The organism is Proteiniclasticum ruminis (genome assembly GCF_900115135.1).
In the GTDB taxonomy this organism is placed as follows: domain Bacteria; phylum Bacillota; class Clostridia; order Clostridiales; family Clostridiaceae; genus Proteiniclasticum; species Proteiniclasticum ruminis_A.
The window spans coordinates 1-23,307 of the sequence record NZ_FOVK01000005.1 but is presented as its reverse complement, the minus strand read 5'-3'; the positions used below and the strand labels follow the sequence as shown (position 1 = coordinate 23,307).

Sequence of the window (23,307 nt, the reverse complement as noted above, 5' to 3'; positions counted from 1 at the left end):
GCGGTAGTGAAATGGAGTTTTATATTGGACTGGGTATCGTTGTGGTGCTTGCACTGTTACTTCTTGTCCCAACAAAGCTTCGGAAGATGAGAAAGAAGCCTGAGGATGATTTGGACCGCTTCTTTGAGGAGAAGAAAGAAGAGTAAAAGAAGAGCGTAAACAAAATAACAGATAAAGGAGGGGAAGCCACCCGTGGAGAAAGAACAGCCCAAAAGCATACGTTGTACTGGACTATGCCGGTTTATGATTCCGGCTTTGGTGGTTCTCCTGCTTCTTTTTTCTGCGTACTATCTGGTAGAAGAAGCCAAGGGAAGATATGAGAAGAACTTTGTGGTCCTGACCCAGCATGGAGAAGAGGTTCTTCGGGTTCCGCTTCAGGAGTCCGGCATGGAGACCCGGGAAATTCCAATCATCCATAAAGGCGAGGCCTTAGGGCTCTCCCTGGAGATCAGAGGAAAGTCTGCAAGGATCCTGTCCAAGAGCAAAACCAGATACAGCATGGAGAGTCTGTCTGAAAGCACCTGGATCCACGAAAAGGAAGATGTTTTTCTCTATGAGCCTTATGAGCTGAAACTGTATTTTGAGTAGAGAGAACGAGCCTTGTATTCATATGAGAAATATTTAACGTGTAAATAGTGATGCAGATGCCTGTGATAAAGGTGTCTGCTTTTATTTTTCATATGCTACAATGTAAAGTAGGGTAATTCTTGGGGATACAAGAATGTAAATTATGAATCGGAAGGATGAAGTGGATATGGCATATCTCATAGGCATTGATCTTGGCGGCACAAAGATCCATACAGCACTGGCAACGGAAGAAGGAGAGATTTTGAAGGAGGCGGTTCTTCCCACTCTGGCAGAGGAAGGGGAAGAAAAAGTGCTTCAAAGAATTCTGCAAAGTATTGAAGAAGTCATGAAAAAAGGAGACATCAGGCCTGAGGAGCTTCTTTCAATCGGTATAGGAGCACCGGGACTTATTGATCAGAAAGAAGGCATGATCCTCACTGCAGCGAATCTTCCTTTTGAGAACTATCCTCTTTCTGATGCTATCCGGAAGGTATATCCAGTGCTGGTGAAGGTGGAGAACGATGGCAATGCGGCTCTTTTAGGGGAGTATCATCTGGGGGAGCGGAAGAATACAAAGAATCTTGTTTATATCACCGTCTCCACTGGCGTGGGTGGCGCTGCCATGGTGGATGGAAAGCTTCTCCTGGGGGTAAAGGGGGCAGCCTTTGAAGTAGGGCATATGCCTCTTGTGAAGGACAGCAGCATCCTTTGCGGATGCGGACAGTACGGACATGTGGAAAGCTATGTTTCTGGCACCGGCATACGGCGGGCCATGGAACGGGCGCTGAGCCGTGGTGAAGAATCTTCTATAAAGGAAGGGACTGCCTTTGGTACCCGGGAGATCTATGAAGCGTCAAAAATGGGAGATGCGCTTTCCGAAAAGATTCTGGAGGAAGCCTACGCGTACCTTGGTATGACGGTTTCCCAGGTCCTCACCATGCTGAATCCCGAGGTGGTGATCCTTGGAGGAGGGGTTTCCTTCATCGGGGATGATTTTTTAAAGAGGGTAAAGTTCCACACAGAAAAACATACATTGCCTCTGCTGTATGAGGCTTGTGAAATCAGGCTCTCTTCCTTTAAGGAAAAGACCGGAGTGCTGGGTGCTGTGGCGGTTGCTCTATCAGAAGCCTTGTAGAGCCATCGTTTGCGAAAGAAAGGAGTAAAGGTATAAGCATGTCAGTAACCATGAAAGATATTGCGAGGAGATGTGGCATCTCGGTGGCCACCGTATCCAAAGTGCTCAATGATAAAGATGCGGATGTATCAGAGGTGACCAGGGAACTGGTGAAAAGGACCAGTAAAGAGATGGGTTATGTAGTGAACACTTTGGCTCGGAGCATGAAGACCAAAAACACCAAAACCCTGGGCATCATGATGCCGGATATTAAGAATGCCTTCTATACAGATATCTGCCGGGGCGCGGAAGATATGGCCATGAAGAACGGGTATTCTCTGTTTCTCTGCAACACCGATGATAAGATTGAAAAAGAGATTCATTATCTGGAAAAACTCATGGAAAAGCAGGTGGATGGGATCATCATCATTGCCTCCATGGAAAGAAACACGAAAATGGAGGAGATTCAGAAGGTAAGCGTTCCCTTTGCGGTGCTGAACAACAATACGCATTATCCCGGATGCAGCGTACGGGTAGTAGTGGACAATGAGAACGGTATGCGGGAAGCAGTGAATCATCTGGCCTCTTTGGGACATAGAAGAATCTTCTATCTTACAGGAAGAACTGTTCTTCCTTTTCATAAGGACAGAGTGAATGGATACAAGGAAGGCCTCGCGGACTGGAGCATTCCCTATGATGAGCATCTTTTGGGAAGCACAGAGTTCTCCATGGAAGCGGCCAAGTGCTTTTTCAAGCTTCATGGCCTGCCGCAAGGGGTTACGGCCATCTGCACCGGAAATGATCTCATGGCCCAAGGGGTTCTTCAGTGGGCTCATGAGGAAGGGCTAAAGGTTCCAGAGGATCTGTCTGTGGTAGGGTATGACGACTCCATCTTTTCAAGGATCTCTGCACCCAAACTCACCACGGTCCATCAGCAGAGCTACCGGTCCGGGGAGCTTCTGGTGGAAGAGCTTCTGAAACAGATCGAAGGGGAGAATAGGCCGAAGACGGTCTACCTCACAAGTTCTCTCATGGCCAGGGGATCCACAGGTCCAGCACCCCGCTGAAGAGGCTGTGTCTATTTAGTCCTGATGTAGAAGGATGAAGAGATGAAGGCCATCAGAAACCAATACAGAAAATGTGAAAAACTTTCCCATTTTTCCGGAACATCATGGTATAATGTACTATGAATTTAGTCTATGCAAAAGAAGAAAGATAAGAACTTGGAGGAACGCATGAAATCAAATTTAGTCACTCTCACCGACAGCAAGTCTGTTGCAGCAGAGGCTTACCGTACCTTAAGAACCAATATACAGTTTTCATCCTACGATCAGGAAGTGAGAGTCATCACCGTGACTTCTTCAAGACCAGCGGAAGGAAAATCCACTGTAGCCTGCAACATGGCCATCACTTTTGCGGAGAACGGGAAAAAAGTGCTTCTGGTGGATACGGATCTTAGACGCCCCACCGTACATAAAAAGTTTAAACTTCCGAACTCATTAGGGATTGTCAATCTCATCATGAATATGGAGATGCTTGATGAAGTGGTGCATCATAATGTGACAGAAGGACTGGACATCATCACCAGCGGTGTGATTCCGCCAAATCCTTCAGAACTATTAGGCAGCAGGAAATTCCAGAGATTTGTCGATGAGATGAGAGACCAGTATGACACCATCATTTTGGACTCGCCACCGCTTCTTGCAGTGACAGATGCCCAGGTGCTGACCACCTTAAGTGATGGCACTGTAGTGGTTGCACAGCATGGTGTCACCAAAAAGGATGAGATCTCCCAGGCAAAGGATCTTCTGGAAAAAGTAAAAGGAAATATTCTGGGAGTGGTGCTCAGCCAGATTCCGCCTGAGGACAATGGGTATTACTATTATTACTCCTATGAGGACAAGAAGACAGCAGCTGCAAAAAACGCAAGACGTTCGAAGAAATAAATGAAAAAAAGAAGCTGAAATTCAGCTTCTTTCTTTATGAGAGGAGAGTTCAATGGTAGATTTTCACAGCCATGTGCTGTTTGACGTGGACGATGGCAGCGAAAGCCTGGAGATGTCCATGAAGATGATCGAGCAGTCCATTTCCGAAGGCGTCAGGATCCTGGCGCTGACACCGCATCACATCAAAGGTCTTTTTGAACAAGCCATGGAAAACAAAGAATCCTACGAGGAGAAGTTCCAGTTCTTAAAGAAAAAGTATGAGGACCGGATTGAACTTGTGAAATCCGTGGAGCTGATGATCCGTGAAGACCTTCTGGAAGAGCTTCAGTCCGGTAAAACCTTCGGGTATGGCGGTTCCAAAACCGTTCTGGTGGAGTTTAATCTCCTAGAGGTGCCTACCTATGCCGAAGGACTTTTCTATAAAATGAAAAAGGAAGGGTATCAGGTGATTCTGGCTCATCCGGAGAGAAACAAAGCCCTGCGGGAAGACCCCGAGCTGCTTTACCACCTTCATGATCTGGGGGTTCTTTATCAGCTCAACGCAGGCAGTCTTCTGGGACAGTTTGGAGAGAAGGTGACGAAGTTCTCGAAAGAACTCATCAAAGTAAACCTCATCCATGCCATCGGATCCGATGGTCATAAGGACAAAGTCCGGGACATGAGAATCAGGCATGCCTACGAGGAGATGAAAGAGCTCAATCCGGAAGCCTATGAAAGACTCCTGGAAAACAGTGAAAAACTGATCCGGGGAGAATCCGTTGAGGTGCTTCCTTATAAACCCTGGACAGAAAGTGTGAAGGTCCGGGTAAAAAAGAAAAAAAAGAAGAGCTTCCTGGCTTTTCTTGGATTCTAGTATAAAAGCGTGCAGCGAGAAGGGCTGCACGCTTTTATCATTCTATTTCTTTTTTTCTGTTTCTCTGGGTACTCCTGTGGAATTTCTTACCACCAGTTCATGTTTAAAAAGAATCTTCGTGGAGGTGAAGGGATAGGAAGGAGTGTTTCTTCTTTTCCGGATCATTTCCACGGCAAACTGTCCTTTGTTGATGATGAAATGCTCAATGGTGGTCAGAGAGATGTTTCTGAACTTTGATGGAAAAAGGTTGTCAAATCCGCAGATGGAGTAATCCTCGGGGATTCGCTGGTTCTTTTCCTGAAGGGCATCCATGACGCCATAGGCCACCATGTCATTGATGGCAACGATGGCGGTAATGTCTTTATGCTTCAGAAGCTCCATGGTGAGGTCATAGCCTACTTCACGTTCGAAGTCCACATTGGACATTTCAGCCGCTGGAGTGATGTTTTTGCTTTTCACCAGGACCCGTCCTTTAGGACAGAGTTTTTTGTAGGTTTCCAGAACGCCTTGAAGCCTTCGGACTCTGGAGGTGTAGATGGGATCTATGGTGGTGGAAACGTAGGCGATGTTTTTATGCCCCAGTTCGATGAGATGCTCCGCCAGAAGCACGCCAGCTGCGTAGTTGTTCACTTCTACGGTATCCAGCTCCATATCATGGACCTTGTCATTGACGATGACTACGGGAATCGTTTCATTGATCTCTTCCAGAAGCGCTGTATTATACGGAGTCATGGTGCAGATGATCCCAAAGAGGTTACTGCCTTTCACCTGGTTGAGATACTCCAGCTCTCTTCCTTTGTCCCGGAAGGTATTCTGGATGATCACATGCAGTCCGTAGTTGTTGGCCTCCTGCTCAATGGCCTGAGCCAAAGTGGCAAAATAGGGGTTGGATACCGAAGGGCAAAATACAAGGATGGTATCTTTATTGAAGAGATGGACCACATTCTTGCTGGGGTCTTTTTTATTGTATCCCAGGATCTTTGCAGCATCCTGTACTTTTTTTACGGTCTCCTCCAGAAATGTGACACCTTTTTTCTCGTTGAGAATCATCGAGACCGCACTTTTGGACACACCTGCCAGTTTTGCGATGTCATCAAGGGTTGCTTTTCGTTTCATGTAAACCTTACCTTTCGTGCATGATACACTCAGTATAGCTGATTTTTGGAAAGATTGGAATATGACTTCCAAGAACCGGTTCCTTCTTCCTCTGATTCTTCAGATTAAGGCTATGTATGAAACCTTGGAAAGAGAGCTGGTCATAGAATGTTTACCAATGACTTCTTGCAGAAGACCTGTTTTCTACCTATAGTGAAAGGGAGAACAGAAGGAAAGGAACGATGAATATGCTGGAATGTATTGCAGAAACCTTTGAAGACGCAGTGGCCATTGAAAAGGGAGGAGGAGACCGGATTGAGCTGATTTCCTCTTTAAAAGAAGGAGGCCTGACACCCAGCTACGGACTGGTGAAAAAGGTGATAGAAGAAGTGAAGATTCCGGTGAACATCATGCTACGGCCCCATGCCAAGTCTTTTGTGTACAGCAAGGAAGATCTGGAGATCATGAAAGAGGATGCCAGAGTCTTTCATGAGCTGGGGGCAAAGCAGGTGGTCCTGGGAATACTCACACCAGAAGGACTCCCGGACCTGGAAGCTTTAGAATATGTGCTGGAGGACACCAATCTTCTGGCTACATTCCATAGAGCCATTGATGTGAGTGCGGATCTTCTTACTTCTTTAAAACTTCTCACTTCCTGCAGGCGCGTGACCCATGTGCTGACTTCCGGGGGACCTGGAAGAGCGGCAGACCATCTGCCTCTTCTAAAAGTCATGGTCAAAGAGTCGGAAGACCTTACCGTCATTGTAGGCAGCGGTGTACAGGAGGAAAATCTTCTGCCCATCCGGAAGGAGATTGATTTTTATCTGGATAATGGAAATGGACGGAAATCCTATGACATCCACGTGGGTACAGGGGTCAGAGGTGGAAGCTCGGAAAATCCTGTGAGCCAAGAAGAAGTGAAGAAGCTTGCGAAGCTTTATCGCAGCCTGTAACAGAAAATTTTCTGAAATTGTGTGAAACGCTTACAGAAGTGCATTCGAGGTGGATTTTTTGTGATAAAATAAAGAGGAAGCCATCGAAATCCCATTATTTAGAAAATTCAGGAGGAAAGAAATGAAGTATTTTATTGATACCGCCAACGTGGAAGAAATCAGAAAAGCTGCAGAACTGGGCATCGTGGATGGGGTTACCACCAATCCGTCTCTAATTGCCAAAGAAGGGAGAGTCTTCGAGGAAGTGATTGAGGAAATCACCAAAATCGTGGATGGCCCCATCAGCGCAGAGGTGATTTCCCTGGATGCGGAGGGGATGCTGAAAGAAGCGGAAGAGCTTGTGAAGATCCATCCGAACATCGTCATTAAAGTGCCTATGACCCCAGACGGTTTAAAGGCCACAGCGGCACTGGCAGCAAAAGGCGTGCATGTCAATGTGACGCTTATATTCTCAGCGACTCAGGCTTTGGCTGCAGCAAAAGCAGGCGCATCTTATGTATCCCCCTTTGTGGGCAGACTGGATGACATCGGTATAGAGGGTATGGATCTCATTGAGGAAATCATGTATATTTTCAAGACCTATGGACTGCATACAGAAGTAATTGTGGCGTCTGTGCGAAGCAGAAATCATTTGACTCAGGCAGCCATGGCGGGTGCAGATATTGCTACAGTACCCTTTAAGGTGCTCATGGATTCACTGAAACATCCACTCACAGACCAGGGCATTGAGAAGTTCCTGAAGGACTGGGAGAGCGTAAAGAAATAATAATGATGCAGCAGGCGGAATGACTTCAGGAAAGAAGACATTCCGCTTCTACTTTTACAGGAGGGATGAAGATGGAGATAGAACTGGTCCTTTTACGGCATGGGATCGCAGAGGATTTTTCGAAGGATGGATTTGATTTTAACCGCAGGCTCACAGAAAAAGGCAAAAGAAGGCTGGAGAAGAGGCTTCGCAATCTAAAAGCGCTTCTGAAGAAGAAAAATGGTCAGAGAATCATGTCCAGCCCTCTGGTACGGGCCAGAGAAACGGCAAAGATTCTGAAAGATGCCCTGAAAATAGAGAAAGAGATTGGATACTATGACTTCCTGGGGGAAGGCAATCTGGAAGCGCTTTTATATTATCTGGAAGCACTGAATGAGGAGGAGACCATTTTCATTGTGGGTCACGAACCGTATCTTTCAGAATGGGTGGAGTATTTCACAAAAGAGCAGCATCCTTTCCGAAAAGGACAGGCAGCATCTTTTCTTCTGCGCATCGAAGAAGGCAGCCTCATGGAATCAAGGCTTCTTTGGAGTCTCAGATCCAGGGAGATGAAAAAGCTTAGAAAAAAGAAGAAGTGATCCTCGAGGAATCAAAATCGGAAGTATAAAACAGCCTGCTTTTCGGAGTTTCAACACTCCATAAAGCAGGCTGTCTTTTTATGTTTAGAGGAACATCTCGTAAAGGAGCTTTCCAAAGACCACAAAGGACATGATGAGGAAGATGGGTTTGATGAATTTTGGACCATTCTTTATGGCGAGCTTGGTGCCCACCAGGGAACCCAGAATCATAAAGAAAGCGATGGGTACGCCCAAAAGATAGTCAATCTTTCCAGCAAAGGCAAAAGTCACCAGAGAAGTGAAGTTTGAGGTGAAATTGATGAGCTTTGCATTGCCTGAAGCGTTGGTGAAATCAAACTTCAAAAACCGGATGAAAATAAAAATCAGGAAGGAGCCTGTGCCGGGTCCAAAGAATCCGTCATAGAATCCTAGGGCGAATCCCACCACTGAGACAAAAAAGATCTTCTTCTTGGTGATGGTGGTGAAGCTGTTCACCTTTCCCAGATCCTTCTTAAAGAAGGTATAGAGGCCCACCACTAAAATGGCCACGCTGACAAAGGGGTAGAGAAAATCTTGGGGGATTTTGAGCACAGCCCGAACTCCCAAGATGGCACCTAGTGCCGTCATGGGAACGGCGATGCGCATGAGCCGGAAATTCACTTTACTGGATTTGGCATAGCCTGCCGTGGAAATGAAAGAACCCATGGTGGCGGCAAATTTGTTGGTGCCCAGAGTGAAGTGTGGAGGCACCCCTGCAAGAAGATAAGCAGGAATGGTGACAAGGCCTCCTCCACCAGCGATGGAGTCCACCAGGGCTCCAAGAAATCCTGCGGCGCATAAAAACAGTAGACGGTAATCCATATATCGTTCCTCTTTTTCAAAAAAAATAGCGGGATGCGGATCGTTCTGGAAGTTCTTCTTAAAACTACGTTGCATCCGAAAATAATTATAGCACAGGGGACTATTCTTGCGTATGGATTCTTCCTGGGAGATCAGAGAATCCATACAGATTATTTTGGAGTCATCCAGTGGAAGAATCCGATCAGAATGGTTTCAGAGAGAAACAGAATCTGCTATGATAGGTGAGGGAGTTGAGATGAATTTGAAAAGAAATGAAGTTATAGAAGTAAAGATTACAGACCATAGTTTTCCAGGAACAGGCATCGGCCTTGTGGAGGGGAAAAAAGTACAGGTGAAGGGCGCTTATCCCGGGGAAACGGTCCTTGCAAGGGCTCATCAGGTGAGATCCGACAGAGCCAAGGGAAGATTCATGGAAGTGGTTTCTCCTGCCGAGTATGCCGTGAAAGCGCCTTGCATCCATTTTGGCAGGTGCGGTGGATGCGCCAGCCAGCAGGTGCCCCTTTCTCTTCAGAGAACCTTCAAAGAAGAGGAAGTGAAGAAGCTTTTTACCCAGCATGATCTGCCTTTAGGAGAGTATCTGGGCATCACTGGCCATGAGGATGCCTATGAGTACAGAAACAAGATGGAGTATACCTTTGGAGATGAAGTAAAAGATGGAGAGCTGAACCTGGGGATGCATCTGAAGGGAATGAAAAACTCCGTGGTGAATACGGTGGAGTGCCTTCTGGTGACGGAGGATTTCAGAAAGATCCATGAGTACACCATAAACTACTTCAGAGGCAAGAATCTGCCTTATTATCGAGTTATGAGACAGACGGGGTATCTTCGGAACTTTATCCTTCGACGTGGAGTCCATACGGGAGAGCTCATGGTGAACCTTGTGACCACCACCCAGGTCTCTTTTGATCTGACAGAGTTTAAGGATGGACTTCTTCAGCTGCCGCTGAAAGAAACCTTGGTTTCCATTCTTCATACGGAGAACGACAATCTGGCGGATGCGGTGAACGTGGACAAGCTGAACATTCTTCATGGACGGGATTTTATCTACGAGAAGCTCTTTGATCTGACCTTCAAGATTTCTCCATTTTCTTTCTTCCAGACCAACACCAAAGGGGCGGAAGTGCTCTATGGAGAGGTGAAGAGCCTTATCGGAGAAGAGAAGGAAGAGATTTTTGACCTTTATTGCGGTACAGGCACCATCGGGCAGATTGTATCTGATAAAGCAAAAAAAGTCAGAGGGGTAGAAATCATTGAAGAGGCGGTGGTCGCAGCCAATGAGAATGCAGCCATCAATGGACTCAGTCATGTGGAGTTCATCGCGGGTGATGTGAAGGATGTCATTACGAACCTAAAGGGAGCACCGGATCTCATCATCCTGGATCCGCCACGAAGCGGAGTGCATCCAAAAGCGCTGGAGTATGTGAAGGACTTTGATGCCAAGGAAATCATTTATGTATCCTGTAATCCGAAGACACTAGTGATTGACTTAGAGTATCTGACGTCACATGGGTATGAGATACAGAAAACAAAGATTGTAGACCTTTTTCCAAATACGCCACATGTGGAGACGGTGGTCTCGCTTTCAAGGTCGTAAGTGTTGATCTAAATGAAATTAATAGACGATTTCCGTGATTTTGAAAAAATACTTGAAAATATCGGATATCCATTACTGCGTCTTGAGCAAAAAATGAATACCAATAGAGAACAGTTTAGAGAGGTGCTATATGAGTCCGTGTGTGTTTTGTAAAATAATTGAGAAAGAAGAAATGTGCTATCTTTTATATGAGTCTGAGAAAATAATATCATTTTTGGATATTGAACCTATAAATGAGGGACATGTTCTGATTCTGCCGAAATTTCATTGTTCTTCGATTGAAGAACTACCCTTATCTGTACTGAGTGATATGATGGCATTATCTCAAAAAGTCGTAGCTGCCTTATCTCAGATTTATGGAGCGGATGGTTACAGCTTGATGCAAAATGGTGGGGAGTTCTGCGATTTCGGGCATTTTCATTTACATATTTTTCCTCGTTATAAAAATGATGGGTTTGGTTGGACTTATCCACAAGGTCCCTCAGAATATTCATTGAACATAGCAAACAGAATAAAAAAGCTTTTATAGTTGATATAAAGCACTTGATAGGATATCTTTGCTCAATGTGGTGACTGTATTGTTGCCTGAAAAATAAAATGAAAACCGCTGGCTTAGCCGGCGGTTTTCATTAATATATTGCCTTATAAGTAAAGATTTTCGAAAGTGCTACTGACTTGTACTGAATAGAGGTATTCAGATTAAAGAAGTATCCAAATAACCTTTGATGAAAAAGGGGGTCTATCGGGTAATATGAAATCAACGATGTAAGAAACCGGTTTCGTTGCAGCGTAGATTGTGGTAGTATTGTAAATATGAAGCCATGAATAATTACCGGGAAAGTGAGTGATGCGCAATGAAAGTAAGTGAAACGACAACGAATTCTAAGCTGGATATAATAGAGAAGACAAGCAGAAGCAGGGTGTGTGGGTATCTCAAGGCAAAGGGGAGAACCATTGTAAATGGGGCTAATGAAGAAGTTCTTCTCATCGGATGGGGGCTTGGAAACTGGTTTCTTAATGAAGGCTATATGTGGAACTCTTTTGAGAACATCCGTTTTGACCGCCCCAGAAGAATTGAACGGGTTGTGGAAGAGTTGACAGGTAAAGTATACAAGGAACATTTTTTTAAAGAGTTCAGAAGCAATTACATCACAGAAGCGGAAATCAGAGACATGGCAGAATTAGGTTATAATTCGGTACGGATTCCCATTCACTGGCGTTTGCTGATGGAAGAGGACGAAGAGATTATATTTAAGGAAACTGGTTTCCAGATGATTGATCAGTGCCTTGATTGGTGCGAAAAGTATTCCCTCTATGCTTTTATTGATATGCATGGGGCACCGGGTGGACAGACCGGTGCCAATATTGATGACAGCATCGATGATGTGCCCAGACTGTTTACCGATGAACACAGCTACAAGCAGTGTATCGAACTTTGGAAAGAAATCGCACGAAGGTACAAGGACCGCTACATCGTTGGCGGTTATGATCTACTGAACGAACCCATTCGACCTGGAAGCGCACAAGTAGCAAGCTATGATCACTTGCTGCCCAGACTGATTCAGTTCTATGAGGACGTGATTCATGAAATCAGGAAGATTGACGATAAGCATATGTTTTCCATTGAAGGGCATCATTGGTCCACCACTACGGAAATCTTTGACCGGGTGTACGATGCCAACATGGTCATCCATTTCCATCGGTATGGCTGTAATCCTGATTATCAGGCGTACAAAGCGTTTGTGGAGCTGTCGATGAAAATGAATCTGCCGTTATGGCTGGGGGAAACCGGCGAGAATATACTGGAGTGGTTTTCTGCCATGTATCCTCTCGCCCTTGATCTCAACATTGGATTAAACATCTGGCCAGCAAAGAAAATGGAAGGGATCAATTCCCTTTATTCCATCAAGGAGCCAGCAGGCTGGAGAAAGATTTTATCGTATCTGGAAGGCGGGATGCACCCCGGGTACCAGGAGGCAAGAGCCATCTTCGATGAACTGCTTCAGAATATTAAATACGAAAACTGCATTCAAAATAAGCATGTCACAGATGCGGTGCTAAGGCGTTCCGGAGCAAGAGTCATGGGGATTGATTTTGATGAATTTCCAGGAAGGGGGCATTCTTATTTCAGTCATCTCCATCATGAAAATGAACATCCGCATCGATCCAACACTGGGATGAGACTGATACCCCGAACCAGAAAGGATCCGGCCAAAATCGGGTTTTACAATCAATGGGATTTCAATGCACTGGTGTTACAAAGAGGAGAGTTTGCCTGCTATACTTTTACGGGAAATCAAAGTGAGAAAGAGTGGCAGGTAAGTATACGAGGCTTGGAAGAGGGAGAACTGATTGTATATGAGAATGATGGAGCGATTCAGAAGATCCAGTTCTCAAAGAGTTCAGATTATCAAGTATTTGTTCTCCCTAGTCTGAAGCAGGATGCCACTTTCCTGAGACTGAAAATCGAAGTTCTCTCTGGAGAAGCTGCAGTGGATTGGGTTCAGCTGAAAGATGTGATGAGGAAAGGGAAGTGAACATGCAGAATTTGAAAGACCGATGGGTCTTAGTTACAGGTGCCAGCAGGGGATTAGGAGAACTCATTGCGATATTCATGGCTGAGCAAGGATGTCACTTGATCCTCCATGGAAGAGAGATAAAGAATCTGGAGAATACAGCGGAAGCTGTTAGAAAATACAACAGAAAAGTCCACATGGTTTCCTGTGAACTATCGGACTTGACCGCAGTGGATGGCATGCTTCAGTCCATTGACTCTTTAGGCGTTGATGTGGATGTCATCTTCAACAATGCAGGTTATCAGATTGGATATCATGAAAACTACTATAATACACCAGATGATGATTTTATACTTAGCTACAAGATCAATACAGTTGCTCCCATAAAAATATGCTATCATTTTCTTCCTAAAATGACGGAAAGGGGCTTCGGAAGAATCATCAATACAACCAGCGACATCGCCAATGAACCTCAGCAGGCAGGATATTCTGCCAGCAAAGCAGCTCTAGACAAACTGACTGTGGATCTTGCAGGAAAACTTTCGGGAACAGGAGTAACGCTAAACCTGGTAAATCCAAGCTGGTGTCAAACGGATCTTGGAGGTCCTTATGCACCTCACAAACCTGAAAGTGCATTGCCAGGTTTGGTTCTTCCCGCATTTTCCAGCGAAAAAATAAATGGTCAGCGGATCAACGCTCAAGAATACAGAGACATGACTCTTTCTGATGCTTTAGGAAAGCTTGAAAAGCACTAGTTTCTAGTACTTCAATTAGAGGGAACTTTGTGACAATATGAGGAAAGATCCCTCATAAAGATCCTGTGGAGTAGAGAGTGCTTAGAATTTTTGGACAGGAGCTCGAAACAAGATTGAAACCTACCATGAAAAGAAAATCTCAGAGGGCTTTCCCCTGTATGAACAATGCTGAGTCACATACAGTTCTCAAGGAAAGCGCTATGAAAACATGATATACTTAGAACATAATAGACGAGGAGGGGTTACCATGAATCGTAAAACAAAATCCTATATCAGTGCAGGCCTTTTGGCAGTCACACTTGTGGTGAATGCGCTTGGCGCAGCAGGAATCATCAATGGATCCTCACAAAAGGAAATTTCTGACAGGTATCAGACCTTGATCACACCAGCCCCATCGACCTTCAGCATCTGGAGTGTCATCTATACGTTCCTCATCATTTCTGTGGTTCTTTTGGTCATAAGAGCAAAGGACGCGTATTACGGAAAAGTTCTGGATAAAATCAGTGCTCTTTTCTGGATGTCCTGCGCACTGAACATTCTTTGGATCGTCACCTTCTCCTATGATCTCATAGGACTTTCGACGGTTTTCATTTTCGCGTTTCTCATCGTCATGGTGTTAATCGTAAAGCGTCTGGGTGAGATCCATGAGAAAAAGCGCTTTCTCTTTCCATGGACCTTCGGACTGTATGCAGGGTGGCTTTTCATCGCCACCGTTGTGAACATTGCAGCATGGCTGGTGAAGATAGAGTGGAATGGGTTTGGTATCCGTGATGACATCTGGAGCATCCTAATTCTTCTGGTTTCTGTGCTACTGACGTTTCTTGTGCTTCGGGATACAAAAAATCCGGTGCTGCCTCTTCCCATCGCTTGGGCTTATTTTGGCATCTATAATTTCCTGGTCTCACCTGAAGGCTTTCAGGGAAGATATACGCTGCTTCAAAACACTGCACTTCTAGGCATGGTGCTTCTCATCGGCTTGGCAGCAATCCAGTTCTATATAAACGGCTACAAAATGATGCCTGGAGATAATGAGTAAGGAACCGCAATTAAAGATCTTGGATGAAATTTTTATAATGTCCAGCGAATAAAAGAACAACCGAAGAGCCTTCTGATTGTAGTGCTGCGCAGCAGCTGCACTGGATCATGAGGCACTTCGGTTGTTTTGCGTGGTATCACAAGTTATACTAAGTCTAAAGAGGAACCGTTTCAAGAGGGTGAAAATCAGTGATATAGGTACAACATTCGTGGTTCGAAGTTGGAGTTCAGAGCAGGTGTCCATATGATTCCCGTATCCATAACAATCGGACCCATGGAATATAAAAACAAGGGAGGACAAAGAGGATGAAATATGAAGGAGGCTGTCTTTGCGGCCAAGTCCAGTTTCTAGTGGAAGGAGACTTTGAAGAGTTTTATCTGTGCCATTGTGAGCGGTGCAGAAAAGATACGGGTTCAGCTCATGCAGCAAATCTTTTTTCTTCCACAGCAAAACTGACCTGGCTTTCCGGAGAAACTTTGGTGAGAACGTTCAATTTCCGAGGAGAGGGCCACATCAAAAGCTTTTGCGTTCATTGTGGATCAGCACTACCCAATCTGCAGATGGAAGGAAAACTCATGGTTGTTCCAGCAGGAAGTCTGGACACAGAGGTCCACTTAAGACCTACAGGACATATTTTTACAGACCGGAAAGCGACCTGGGATGAAAACCTGGAAGAGGTGCGAAAATTTCCAGGATTGCCGAAATAGAGCATAGGAGTTCATATGAATATACACATTAGAAACGAAGAACTGAGAGATTTTCAAAGAGTAGAAGAAATTGCAAGGGAAGCATTCTGGAACCTCTATTTTCCAGGTGGACACGAACACTATGTAATTCATAAAATGAGAAACCATAGGGACTTCATAAAAGAGCTTACTTTTGTCATAGAAGTTGATGGTGAAATTGCTGGCGGCATTTTTTATACCCATTCAAAGATCATATCGAATGACAATAAAGAGTATAAAACCATCACCTTTGGTCCAGTATTCATATCTCCAGAGTTTCATCGAAAAGGGCTTGGTAGAGCAATGATCATGCATTCCATTGAAAAGGCCAAGAAAATGGGATATCGTGCAATACTGACATTGGGCTACCCCTATCACTATGAGCCCTATGGGTTTGCAGGTGGTAGAAAGTATAAAATCTCCATGCCTGATGGAAAGTATTATAAAGGTTTGTTGGTTCTTCCCTTATATCAAGGGGCGTTGGATCATATTTCCGGATATGTGATATTTTCGGATGCGCTGGATGTGACCCAAGGAGAAGTGGATGATTTTGATCAGCAGTTTCCCCAAAAAGAAAAGCGCCATCAGGCCAGTCAGGAGGAGTACAATGCTGCCAGCGCCATGTTGGATGACGAATGACAGCTGAGTCGGATTCTACCTGGTTTAGAAAACCTAAAAAACACGGACATCAGCCAGAGATGAGTCATGACTGAGTTTATTAAGAACATGGTTTAGGCTATATTGGAGCGCAATAAAATAGAAATTCACTGAAAATTGTGAACACATGCACGAAAAACTGTTTAAAATAAGGCGTAAAACGTAAGTTGTAAGCGGTTTTCTTTGTGTTGGGTAGTAACAATAGACTAGATGGGGAACGACACCATACACCCAAATGGCGGAGGGTTGCATGAAAGGAGAGGATAATAAAACAGACCTCTTTTGATTTTAGAATTTCGTACAAAGAAAGCTCTTGAAGATTTCGTCAGCTGTTTTTATGTTGTTCGGGGTTTAACTCTGATTACTTTTGCCGATAGCAATACAAACAGTATCTTTTATGTTAAATTTAAAGCAGAAGAGGCCAATAACAAAGCAGACAGAATAGAAGCACTAAATAGATGTGGGAAAGAAGATTGGCAATAAATTAGAACGATAAATAACACGCTGAAGGAGCAACAAAAGTTTGATGGGTATGTATTTGAAAAACGAGCTGTATGAGATGATCAATAAGGACATCAGTATATTTGAATTTATTCAATCTGGATCATTGGATGGCATCTGGTACTGGGATCTTTTGAATCCAGAGATTGAATGGATGAGTCCAAAGTTCTGGGAAACTCTGGGATACGATCCCAACGAAAAAGAGCACAAGGCCAGCGAATGGCAAGACATCATCTTTCAGGAAGACTTGGCTTTAGCAACTGAGAATTTTGAGAAGCACTGTAAAGACCCCGCACATCCCTATGACCAGATTGTACGCTACAGACACAAAAGTGGAAGAACCGTATGGATCAGATGCCGGGGACTGGCTATAAGAGATGAGCAGGGGAAGGCCATCCGTATGCTGGGGGCACATACAGACATCACCGACTTGAAAGAAACGGAAAAAGAAATGATTCGTCTCACCAGAGAATACGAGAAAGTATTCAACGGCACTCAAGATGCCATGTTTCTCATTAAGGTTCTGGATAACAAGCAGTTCCGTTATGTGCGAAATAATCTGGCGCATCAAAGCAAAACTGGGATCCTTCTGGAACAGCTGCGGAACAAAACACCTCAAGAACTTTTGGGGAAGAAAATGGGCGATGTGGTGGCAGAAAACTACGATAAATGTGTTCTTCTATCCAAGAGCATCACCTATGAAGAAGAGCTCAGCCTCCCTGGAGGTCTGAGGATTTGGCAGACCACACTGACGCCTATTCTTGAATGTGACAAAGTCACTCATATAGTAGGATCTGCATCAGACATCACAGAGCAGAGAATTCTGGAACGAGAACTGGAAAAGCAGGCAAACTTTGACAGCTTAACAGGGCTTCCAAACAGACGGCTGTTTTTTACTCGCTTGGAAGAACTTATAAAGGAAAATAAAAAAAGCGGCACCAGATTTGCCCTTCTTTTCATTGATCTGGACGGATTCAAAGAGATCAACGACAATTATGGACATGAAGTAGGGGATGAAGTGCTCATTGCAGTGGGAAAGAGGATACAGCACTGTCTTCGTAAATCGGATACGGCGGCAAGAATGGGTGGAGATGAGTATGCGGTACTGCTGAGATGCGATGAGATGCATGAGAATACTACGAAGATTGTGGAACGAATCCATGAGAAAATCAAAGAACCAATCCAAGTGGGGGATCATCAGTGTCATGTGAATTCCTCCATTGGCATCGCTCTTTATCCGGATCATGCAACTGATAGTGAGGCGTTATTAAGAAATGCGGATGCGAGAATGTACGGGGTAAAAAGAAATGGAAAAGGTGGCTTTCAGTTTGAATGATCTCCGATCCCTATTGAAAATAGAACTGTAGAGATGAGATGCGTTGTTTGAAGAGCATGGAAAGATAGCACACTGGATGACATTGCTTTTGAACGGTCTGTAACAATCCTCAAAGGGAAAGTAGACAGGTCATCATAGGAGATGAATATCATGGAAGAGCTGTATCTGATCACAGGTGCTGCGGGTCATTTGGGCAGCGTCATCACGAGGCTGTTGACCCAAGAGGGGAAAAGTGTCCGTGCCCTGGTTTTGCCAAAGGAAGAACATATCCCAGAGAAGGCAGAAATCTATTATGGTGATGTGGTGGACAAAGAGAGCTTGAAGCCATTCTTTCAAGATCTTCAAGGGAAAGAGGTCTATGTGGTCCACTGCGCAGGCATCGTTTCTATTTCCTCTGCATATAATGAGAAGGTGTTCCAGGTCAACGTGAATGGGACGAAGAATGTGGTTGATTTATGCCGGGAACATTCTGTGAAAAAACTGGTCTATGTTAGTTCGGTTCATGCTATTCCAGAGGAAGAAGAGGGCGTAACCATCAAAGAAACCACCTCTTTCTCGAAAGAACAGGTGGTAGGATTGTATGCAAAGACCAAGGCGGAAGCCACTGGCTATGTTCTCCAGGAGGCCCAGAAGGGTCTCACTGTATCTGTTGTGCACCCTTCTGGAATCGTCGGTCCTTATGATTATGGCAAGGGGCATCTCACTGCCCTCATCCTGGAGTATTGTAAAGGAAGACTCCTTTCTGGTATGAAGGGCGGATATGATTTTGTGGATGTCCGGGATGTGGCAGATGGCGTCTTGAGAGCAGTAAAATGGGGCAGATCTGGAGAGTGCTATATTCTATCGAACCAGTTTTACCGTGTCAGCGAACTCCTGGAAATGCTTCATGAGATCACAGGGAAAAGAAGAGTACGGCTGAACCTGCCGCTATGGTTTGTGAAGGGTACTGCGGGGCTGTCCGAGCTTTATTATAAGCTTCGGAAACAGCCTCCGCTGTTCACTTCCTATTCAATCTACACCTTGGGAACCCATGCTGTGTTTTCCCATGAGAAAGCAGATGCGGAGCTGGGCTACACCGTAAGAGACATGAAAGCCACGCTGGAAGACACCGTGGCTTGGCTGAAAGAAATCAAGAAAATCTAGGGAGTCAGCATGAGGAGCATCTAAAGCTTCATGCTGACTTTTTTCGCGTCATCTTGTCTGACTTTCTCATATCCCCATAACCAATGAATACGGTCCAGACATAGGCGCAGGTCTTAGGGATCATCAGCATGCCAATGAGTGGATGAAGATCGGCCCATAAGACCACAGGGATATAAAACGCAAAGCTGAGCACAATGGTCAGCCACATGAACCGGAAGGAAGCATCTTCCGAAGTTTTCGCACTGCGGTAAAATAGGATGATCACAAGGATCCCCATGAGTGAAAAGGGAATGTTCCTGAGAATTCCCCAAACTAAAGAAGGCGAAGCACTGGTCCATCCATTCTGAGGAAAGACACTGAGCAGAATGCGGGCAGCTGCGAGAAGATACATTGTGGCTGTCAGATTTTTCCTTCCTGTGACAGCATAACGGGACCGCCATACGTAATAGAGGAGAATGTAAAATACCGTCATGGTGATGGAGGTGATGAATTTTCCAACGCCAAGGGGAACGGTATAGTTTTCAAGGCCAACGGTGTTCAGCGCTATGGCCCGAGGAATCAGATGGAAGGAATCTCCCACCGCAAGGACCACCGCCATCCACCCAAAGAGTGCATACTGGGACCTGCCTTTGGCACCTCTGATTATGAGGACCCCCAGGACAAAAACTGTAGTGAGATAGATCACATCAAATAGTGTTTCAAAAATTGCTTGCATTATAAACCTCCATTATTATAACTGAACGTTGTTCAGTTTGAGTGAAAAGAAGAACATCCTTTAGGGGATGTTTTTTCGCTTGTGACGATACATTTTAGTAAATTACCCGTTGGATCACCTCCAGCAGCACCTGGCAGGAACTGGACTGGTTCAGAAGAAGAGTGATGATGTTACTGAAGACAAAATCAACAAAGGTTTCCTTGGAGAAGGTTTTAGTGAACCGATGGGTCTCCACCCGGAGGTCCTGATTCAAGGCATGAAGCAGGTCCTTTCGTATAATACGTAGGTATCGGTTCATGGATTCTCTTCCTTTTTCTTTGTCCAAAGAAGCAGCATTCATAGAGTGGGAGAGAAAGAAGGAAGGGCTCTGGCCCAAACCATCACGGATTCTGTGAAAGAGGGATTCAACTTTATGCGTAAAGGACTGGGTAAGGTTCTCTGAAGTATCCAGCACTAGAATCTCTCTCCAGATGGATTCTATGGTGGAGAGGATCAGATCCCCTTTGGTGGGGAAATAGTTGTAGATGGATCCAACAGAAACACTGCATTTTTCGGCAACATCGCGGATGTTCAGGTTCTGCAGACCCGACGTAAGGACCACTTCTTTTGCCACCGCTAATATCGCCTCTTTTGAAGTAACTGTTGTATTCATATCACACCTCCAAGTTGAACAATGTTCATTTTAAATCCGAAGTGAGATCTTGTCAAGTTTTTTATGCTGTAGTATACAGAAGACTCTATGGAAGAGGGGGCTTTCGCAACATAAATCCTTGACAATATCATACATCGATATTACAATGTCGTTATATGATATCGATGATGGATATTAGAAAGAGGTGAAGGTAATGGCAAAGAAAGCCCTGGAAGGTCTTACGGAAAGCATGTTTTATGTGCTCATGGGATTTTTGGGAAAGGAGATGTGCGGAACGGATCTGGTGGAGTTTGCTTACAACAAAACAAAGGGCCGGGTGAGCTTAGGTCCAGGAACGCTATACACCATCCTGGCACGTTTTGAGGAAGAAAAAATAATCAAAGAAACTGCTGTGGAGGGACGGAAAAGAACCTATAAAATTACAGAAAAAGGCATAGAGCTTTATCAAACGGAGCTGGCCAGACTAAAATTATGTGTCCAGGATGGAGAGAGTGAGGATCTAAAATGAAACTGATCAGAAAACTTCTGCCTGTCAATGTCTATGATATGGCAAAGACCCAGAGCTATTTGAAAGATATGTCCCAAAAGGGCTATTTCATAAAAAAGATCGGCACCTTTGCTTCCTTTGAAAAAGGTGAACCAGAGGTGAGAACCTACCGGTTGGAACCTCTCATGAAAAAAGAGGGAAGACCAAGGGAAGAAAAGCTTGAGTATTATGAGTCGTGTGGATGGAAGTATGTATGCACCATTGCTTCTGCATTTCATCTCTATGAAACCAGTAGAAAAGACTTTGAAGAACTTCATACGGACCCTTTGACGCAAAGCTATGCCTTTGAAAGGCTGAATCAGAAAATGAAAGCAGCCTTTATGATAATCCTGCTGCTGATTCCAATCACGATCTTTCAGCTCCTGCACTATTTCTTTTTATCAGATACCCCTGTGCTCAATGCTGTGAAATATGGTAGTGGCACCTATACAGCGCTCATGGTTCTGGTGACGCTTGTCCTGGGCAGGGAAATCTTTGAGAACCGCAAGAAACTGAGGTTTCTCCTAATAAATCTACAGACAGGCAGAGAGATGGTGCAGGAAGAACACTATCAGCTAAAGTATACACCCTATGTCTTTCATACGATGATTGTGGTCCTCTCCATGCTCCTAATCATCACGAATATCCGATTTCTTTTTACCGGATGGGAAAAGAAGCTCGCTGATTATGGTGAAGACATGCCTGCCCTAAGGCTTTCCGACATCGAAGATCATAAAAGCTTTGAAATCGACGACCAGTATAGAAGAAGCAATCTCATTTCCTATGAGGCTGGAGAACTGGCATCCAGTGTCTATGAAATCAGTGAAAGCGGAGTTATTAAAGAGGAGATGTGGAAGGACCAGTCCGGGATATACTCTCCGCATCTAGAAACTGAATACTATGAGCTGAGACTGCGCTTTCTCGGGGAAAGACTGCTCAAAGATCTGATCGTAGATGCACTGGACTTTCACCGGCATGAATCTTTTACGTTTGAAGAACTTTTGGAGACCAGATTTGATCAGGCGGTGACCATCAGAGTGAAAGAGACCCAGATGTTCTTCGGAAGACTAGGAAAGAAAATAGTATATGTGAATTACCAGGGCTACAAAGATTTGACGGAGCACTTGGATGAGCTCTATGATAAGATAAGCACATTCAACTGATACGATGAATCATCATGAAAGAAGAACATGAATAGAACGATGCAAAGCACTGCAGCATAAGGAGGTTCACCATGGCACAGGATCACCACAATCATCATCATCATAAACAGAAGAACATAAAAGCTGCGTTTTTCCTAAATCTGACCTTTACGATCATTGAGATCTTCGGAGGCCTGTGGACCAACAGCATGGCTATTTTGTCCGATGCGGTCCATGACCTGGGGGATTCTATATCCTTAGGAAGTGCCTGGTACCTGGAGCGGTACGCCAGCAAGAAAGCGGATGAAAAGTATTCCTTTGGTTATGCCCGTTTTTCTCTTCTTTCCGCTTTGCTGAACAGCCTGATCCTGGTTGGCGGATCGGTGCTGGTTCTTGTGAGATCTATTCCAAGGATCTTCAATCCCCAAGAGGTGCATCCGGAAGGCATGCTGGTTTTTGCCATACTGGGGATCTTGATCAATGGAGCTGCGGTTTTGAAGATGAAAAGTGGAACTTCACTCAATGAGAAAGCAGTCTCCTGGCATCTTCTGGAAGATGTCCTGGGGTGGGCGGTGATCCTAGTGGGCAGCATCATCCTGTTGTTTTTTGATGTGCCTGTCATCGATCCACTGCTCTCTGTTTTTATCACCATCTATGTGCTGTTCAATGTTGGTAAAAATATCAAACAGATTCTTCATATTTTGCTTCAGGGTGTACCACAGATGTATTCCATCGTGGAGATTGAGAAGGAGCTTAAAGAAAATACGGAAGCTGTCTCCGTACATCATACGCACCTGTGGTCCTTGGAAGGAGAAAAGATTCTGCTCAGCACCCATGTGGTGGTGCCAGAAAACATCGAAAACAAGGATATTATGAAACTCAAAGAGGCTGTGAGGTCACTACTATACAAGAAAGGCATAGAGCACATCACCATAGAAATTGAATATCTAGAGGAGAAGACAGACAGATGCTTTAAAGAGGACGAGGACCATAAAGAGTAGCAGATGATTCATAAGACAGCTGCTATAAAAATAATTTTGGCTTTTCAAAAAGATAACAAATTCATTTCGTGAGAGGAGAAGAAAAAGATGGCAAAGGCAGTGGGGATTGGCGGTATCTTTATTGAGTTTAAAAGAGAGAAGGAAGAAGTCCAAGCGTTTTACAGGAATTGCGCCAGAAAGCCCATACCGAGCTTGCCCGGCTTCAGCCGTGGGATGAATGGCGCTTGCGTGGCAAAACATATTGCAGCTTGAATCTCATACCGATACAATGTGTTTATGAGCCAAACATATAGAAG

The 23,307-nt window shown here is 44.7% G+C and carries 26 protein-coding genes; 22 read left to right on the top strand and 4 right to left on the bottom strand.

Annotated elements, in window-relative coordinates; all coding sequences use genetic code 11:
- Positions 1-11 precede the first annotated feature (11 nt).
- From BM243_RS15490 to BM243_RS08690, 6 genes are all read left to right on the top strand, one after another.
- Entirely contained in the window at positions 12-146 is a 135-nt protein-coding gene (locus tag BM243_RS15490; protein WP_278335452.1) for a hypothetical protein, read from the top strand.
- Between the two features lie 46 nt (positions 147-192).
- Positions 193-588, top strand: coding sequence for a hypothetical protein (locus tag BM243_RS08710; RefSeq protein ID WP_074911992.1), 396 nt, complete (start codon positions 193-195; stop codon positions 586-588).
- Positions 589-754: 166 nt separating this feature from the next.
- On the top strand, positions 755-1,702 hold the full coding sequence (locus BM243_RS08705; RefSeq protein WP_074912120.1) for an ROK family protein: 948 nt from the start codon (positions 755-757) through the stop codon (positions 1,700-1,702).
- Between the two features lie 38 nt (positions 1,703-1,740).
- The gene (locus tag BM243_RS08700) at positions 1,741-2,748 is read left to right on the top strand and encodes a LacI family DNA-binding transcriptional regulator (RefSeq protein WP_074911991.1); all 1,008 of its coding nucleotides are present in this window, start codon (positions 1,741-1,743) and stop codon (positions 2,746-2,748) included.
- A gap of 168 nt (positions 2,749-2,916) precedes the next feature.
- A complete protein-coding gene (locus BM243_RS08695) occupies positions 2,917-3,627 on the top strand; it encodes a CpsD/CapB family tyrosine-protein kinase (protein WP_083422713.1) in 711 nt (236 codons plus the stop codon).
- A 52-nt stretch (positions 3,628-3,679) separates the two neighbouring features.
- Positions 3,680-4,480: a tyrosine-protein phosphatase gene (locus BM243_RS08690; protein ID WP_074911989.1), complete on the top strand. Its 801-nt coding sequence runs from the start codon at positions 3,680-3,682 to the stop codon at positions 4,478-4,480.
- A 42-nt stretch (positions 4,481-4,522) separates the two neighbouring features.
- Here the strand turns inward: BM243_RS08690 and BM243_RS08685 are convergent, their stop codons facing one another.
- The gene (locus BM243_RS08685) at positions 4,523-5,596 is read right to left on the bottom strand and encodes a LacI family DNA-binding transcriptional regulator (protein WP_074911988.1); all 1,074 of its coding nucleotides are present in this window, start codon (positions 5,594-5,596) and stop codon (positions 4,523-4,525) included.
- A 221-nt stretch (positions 5,597-5,817) separates the two neighbouring features.
- On the opposite strand from BM243_RS08685, the gene BM243_RS08680 reads away from it, so the two are divergent.
- The 3 genes from BM243_RS08680 (at position 5,818) to BM243_RS08670 (ending at position 7,872) form a co-directional block, all read left to right on the top strand.
- Positions 5,818-6,528 carry a copper homeostasis protein CutC gene (locus tag BM243_RS08680; RefSeq protein ID WP_083422712.1) on the top strand — a complete coding sequence of 237 codons (711 nt, stop codon included), beginning with the start codon at positions 5,818-5,820 and terminating at the stop codon, positions 6,526-6,528.
- Positions 6,529-6,649: 121 nt separating this feature from the next.
- A complete protein-coding gene (fsa, locus tag BM243_RS08675) occupies positions 6,650-7,294 on the top strand; it encodes a fructose-6-phosphate aldolase (protein WP_074911987.1) in 645 nt (214 codons plus the stop codon).
- Between the two features lie 71 nt (positions 7,295-7,365).
- Positions 7,366-7,872 carry a SixA phosphatase family protein gene (locus BM243_RS08670; RefSeq protein ID WP_074911986.1) on the top strand — a complete coding sequence of 169 codons (507 nt, stop codon included), beginning with the start codon at positions 7,366-7,368 and terminating at the stop codon, positions 7,870-7,872.
- Between the two features lie 84 nt (positions 7,873-7,956).
- Here the strand turns inward: BM243_RS08670 and BM243_RS08665 are convergent, their stop codons facing one another.
- Positions 7,957-8,712 carry a sulfite exporter TauE/SafE family protein gene (locus BM243_RS08665; protein WP_031577799.1) on the bottom strand — a complete coding sequence of 252 codons (756 nt, stop codon included), beginning with the start codon at positions 8,710-8,712 and terminating at the stop codon, positions 7,957-7,959.
- A 235-nt stretch (positions 8,713-8,947) separates the two neighbouring features.
- Between BM243_RS08665 and rlmD the strand changes: the two genes are divergently transcribed.
- From rlmD to BM243_RS08615, 9 genes are all read left to right on the top strand, one after another.
- The gene (gene rlmD, locus BM243_RS08660; RefSeq protein ID WP_143093562.1) at positions 8,948-10,306 is read left to right on the top strand and encodes a 23S rRNA (uracil(1939)-C(5))-methyltransferase RlmD; all 1,359 of its coding nucleotides are present in this window, start codon (positions 8,948-8,950) and stop codon (positions 10,304-10,306) included.
- A 142-nt stretch (positions 10,307-10,448) separates the two neighbouring features.
- Entirely contained in the window at positions 10,449-10,835 is a 387-nt protein-coding gene (locus BM243_RS08655; RefSeq protein WP_177213493.1) for an HIT family protein, read from the top strand.
- A 325-nt stretch (positions 10,836-11,160) separates the two neighbouring features.
- Entirely contained in the window at positions 11,161-12,843 is a 1,683-nt protein-coding gene (locus BM243_RS08650; protein ID WP_083422710.1) for a glycoside hydrolase family 5 protein, read from the top strand.
- A gap of 2 nt (positions 12,844-12,845) precedes the next feature.
- Positions 12,846-13,577: an SDR family NAD(P)-dependent oxidoreductase gene (locus BM243_RS08645; RefSeq protein ID WP_074912116.1), complete on the top strand. Its 732-nt coding sequence runs from the start codon at positions 12,846-12,848 to the stop codon at positions 13,575-13,577.
- 247 nt (positions 13,578-13,824) lie between these two features.
- On the top strand, positions 13,825-14,613 hold the full coding sequence (locus BM243_RS08640; protein WP_074911984.1) for a TspO/MBR family protein: 789 nt from the start codon (positions 13,825-13,827) through the stop codon (positions 14,611-14,613).
- Between the two features lie 305 nt (positions 14,614-14,918).
- On the top strand, positions 14,919-15,320 hold the full coding sequence (locus tag BM243_RS08635; RefSeq protein ID WP_074911983.1) for a GFA family protein: 402 nt from the start codon (positions 14,919-14,921) through the stop codon (positions 15,318-15,320).
- A 15-nt stretch (positions 15,321-15,335) separates the two neighbouring features.
- Positions 15,336-15,977: a GNAT family N-acetyltransferase gene (locus BM243_RS08630; RefSeq protein WP_074911982.1), complete on the top strand. Its 642-nt coding sequence runs from the start codon at positions 15,336-15,338 to the stop codon at positions 15,975-15,977.
- 544 nt (positions 15,978-16,521) lie between these two features.
- The gene (locus tag BM243_RS08620) at positions 16,522-17,832 is read left to right on the top strand and encodes a sensor domain-containing diguanylate cyclase (protein WP_074911980.1); all 1,311 of its coding nucleotides are present in this window, start codon (positions 16,522-16,524) and stop codon (positions 17,830-17,832) included.
- A 150-nt stretch (positions 17,833-17,982) separates the two neighbouring features.
- The gene (locus BM243_RS08615; protein ID WP_074911979.1) at positions 17,983-18,975 is read left to right on the top strand and encodes an NAD-dependent epimerase/dehydratase family protein; all 993 of its coding nucleotides are present in this window, start codon (positions 17,983-17,985) and stop codon (positions 18,973-18,975) included.
- Between the two features lie 28 nt (positions 18,976-19,003).
- On the opposite strand, the gene BM243_RS08610 is transcribed toward BM243_RS08615, so the two are convergent.
- Complete coding sequence (locus BM243_RS08610; protein WP_074911978.1) at positions 19,004-19,690, bottom strand: hypothetical protein; 687 nt, start codon at positions 19,688-19,690, stop codon at positions 19,004-19,006.
- Positions 19,691-19,784: 94 nt separating this feature from the next.
- Positions 19,785-20,342, bottom strand: coding sequence for a TetR/AcrR family transcriptional regulator (locus tag BM243_RS08605; protein WP_074911977.1), 558 nt, complete (start codon positions 20,340-20,342; stop codon positions 19,785-19,787).
- Between the two features lie 193 nt (positions 20,343-20,535).
- On the opposite strand from BM243_RS08605, the gene BM243_RS08600 reads away from it, so the two are divergent.
- The 4 genes from BM243_RS08600 (at position 20,536) to BM243_RS15255 (ending at position 23,263) form a co-directional block, all read left to right on the top strand.
- The gene (locus BM243_RS08600) at positions 20,536-20,850 is read left to right on the top strand and encodes a PadR family transcriptional regulator (protein ID WP_074911976.1); all 315 of its coding nucleotides are present in this window, start codon (positions 20,536-20,538) and stop codon (positions 20,848-20,850) included.
- Entirely contained in the window at positions 20,847-22,031 is a 1,185-nt protein-coding gene (locus BM243_RS08595) for a DUF2812 domain-containing protein (RefSeq protein ID WP_074911975.1), read from the top strand. The genes BM243_RS08600 and BM243_RS08595 overlap by 4 nt, the downstream gene beginning before the upstream one ends.
- A gap of 71 nt (positions 22,032-22,102) precedes the next feature.
- On the top strand, positions 22,103-23,011 hold the full coding sequence (locus tag BM243_RS08590) for a cation diffusion facilitator family transporter (RefSeq protein WP_074911974.1): 909 nt from the start codon (positions 22,103-22,105) through the stop codon (positions 23,009-23,011).
- Positions 23,012-23,098: 87 nt separating this feature from the next.
- A complete protein-coding gene (locus BM243_RS15255) occupies positions 23,099-23,263 on the top strand; it encodes a hypothetical protein (protein ID WP_177213492.1) in 165 nt (54 codons plus the stop codon).
- The last annotated feature ends 44 nt before the right edge of the window (positions 23,264-23,307 follow it).

Bases quoted from the DNA above. Each gene is read 5' to 3' on its own strand.
- BM243_RS08600 (WP_074911976.1), top strand. From the start codon at position 20,536: ATGGCAAAGAAAGCCCTGGAAGGTCTTACGGAAAGCATGTTTTATGTG.
- BM243_RS08590 (WP_074911974.1), top strand. From the start codon at position 22,103: ATGGCACAGGATCACCACAATCATCATCATCATAAACAGAAGAACATA.
- BM243_RS08670 (WP_074911986.1), top strand. From the start codon at position 7,366: ATGGAGATAGAACTGGTCCTTTTACGGCATGGGATCGCAGAGGATTTT.
- BM243_RS08695 (WP_083422713.1), top strand. From the start codon at position 2,917: ATGAAATCAAATTTAGTCACTCTCACCGACAGCAAGTCTGTTGCAGCA.
- BM243_RS08690 (WP_074911989.1), top strand. From the start codon at position 3,680: ATGGTAGATTTTCACAGCCATGTGCTGTTTGACGTGGACGATGGCAGC.
- BM243_RS08615 (WP_074911979.1), top strand. From the start codon at position 17,983: ATGGAAGAGCTGTATCTGATCACAGGTGCTGCGGGTCATTTGGGCAGC.
- BM243_RS08650 (WP_083422710.1), top strand. From the start codon at position 11,161: ATGAAAGTAAGTGAAACGACAACGAATTCTAAGCTGGATATAATAGAG.
- BM243_RS08645 (WP_074912116.1), top strand. From the start codon at position 12,846: ATGCAGAATTTGAAAGACCGATGGGTCTTAGTTACAGGTGCCAGCAGG.
- BM243_RS08610 (WP_074911978.1), bottom strand. From the start codon at position 19,690: ATGCAAGCAATTTTTGAAACACTATTTGATGTGATCTATCTCACTACA.
- BM243_RS08665 (WP_031577799.1), bottom strand. From the start codon at position 8,712: ATGGATTACCGTCTACTGTTTTTATGCGCCGCAGGATTTCTTGGAGCC.
- BM243_RS08640 (WP_074911984.1), top strand. From the start codon at position 13,825: ATGAATCGTAAAACAAAATCCTATATCAGTGCAGGCCTTTTGGCAGTC.
- BM243_RS08620 (WP_074911980.1), top strand. From the start codon at position 16,522: ATGGGTATGTATTTGAAAAACGAGCTGTATGAGATGATCAATAAGGAC.
- BM243_RS08635 (WP_074911983.1), top strand. From the start codon at position 14,919: ATGAAATATGAAGGAGGCTGTCTTTGCGGCCAAGTCCAGTTTCTAGTG.
- BM243_RS08680 (WP_083422712.1), top strand. From the start codon at position 5,818: ATGAATATGCTGGAATGTATTGCAGAAACCTTTGAAGACGCAGTGGCC.
- BM243_RS08605 (WP_074911977.1), bottom strand. From the start codon at position 20,342: ATGAATACAACAGTTACTTCAAAAGAGGCGATATTAGCGGTGGCAAAA.
- BM243_RS08595 (WP_074911975.1), top strand. From the start codon at position 20,847: ATGAAACTGATCAGAAAACTTCTGCCTGTCAATGTCTATGATATGGCA.
- BM243_RS08630 (WP_074911982.1), top strand. From the start codon at position 15,336: ATGAATATACACATTAGAAACGAAGAACTGAGAGATTTTCAAAGAGTA.
- fsa (WP_074911987.1), top strand. From the start codon at position 6,650: ATGAAGTATTTTATTGATACCGCCAACGTGGAAGAAATCAGAAAAGCT.
- rlmD (WP_143093562.1), top strand. From the start codon at position 8,948: ATGAATTTGAAAAGAAATGAAGTTATAGAAGTAAAGATTACAGACCAT.
- BM243_RS15255 (WP_177213492.1), top strand. From the start codon at position 23,099: ATGGCAAAGGCAGTGGGGATTGGCGGTATCTTTATTGAGTTTAAAAGA.
- BM243_RS08705 (WP_074912120.1), top strand. From the start codon at position 755: ATGGCATATCTCATAGGCATTGATCTTGGCGGCACAAAGATCCATACA.
- BM243_RS15490 (WP_278335452.1), top strand. From the start codon at position 12: ATGGAGTTTTATATTGGACTGGGTATCGTTGTGGTGCTTGCACTGTTA.
- BM243_RS08700 (WP_074911991.1), top strand. From the start codon at position 1,741: ATGTCAGTAACCATGAAAGATATTGCGAGGAGATGTGGCATCTCGGTG.
- BM243_RS08685 (WP_074911988.1), bottom strand. From the start codon at position 5,596: ATGAAACGAAAAGCAACCCTTGATGACATCGCAAAACTGGCAGGTGTG.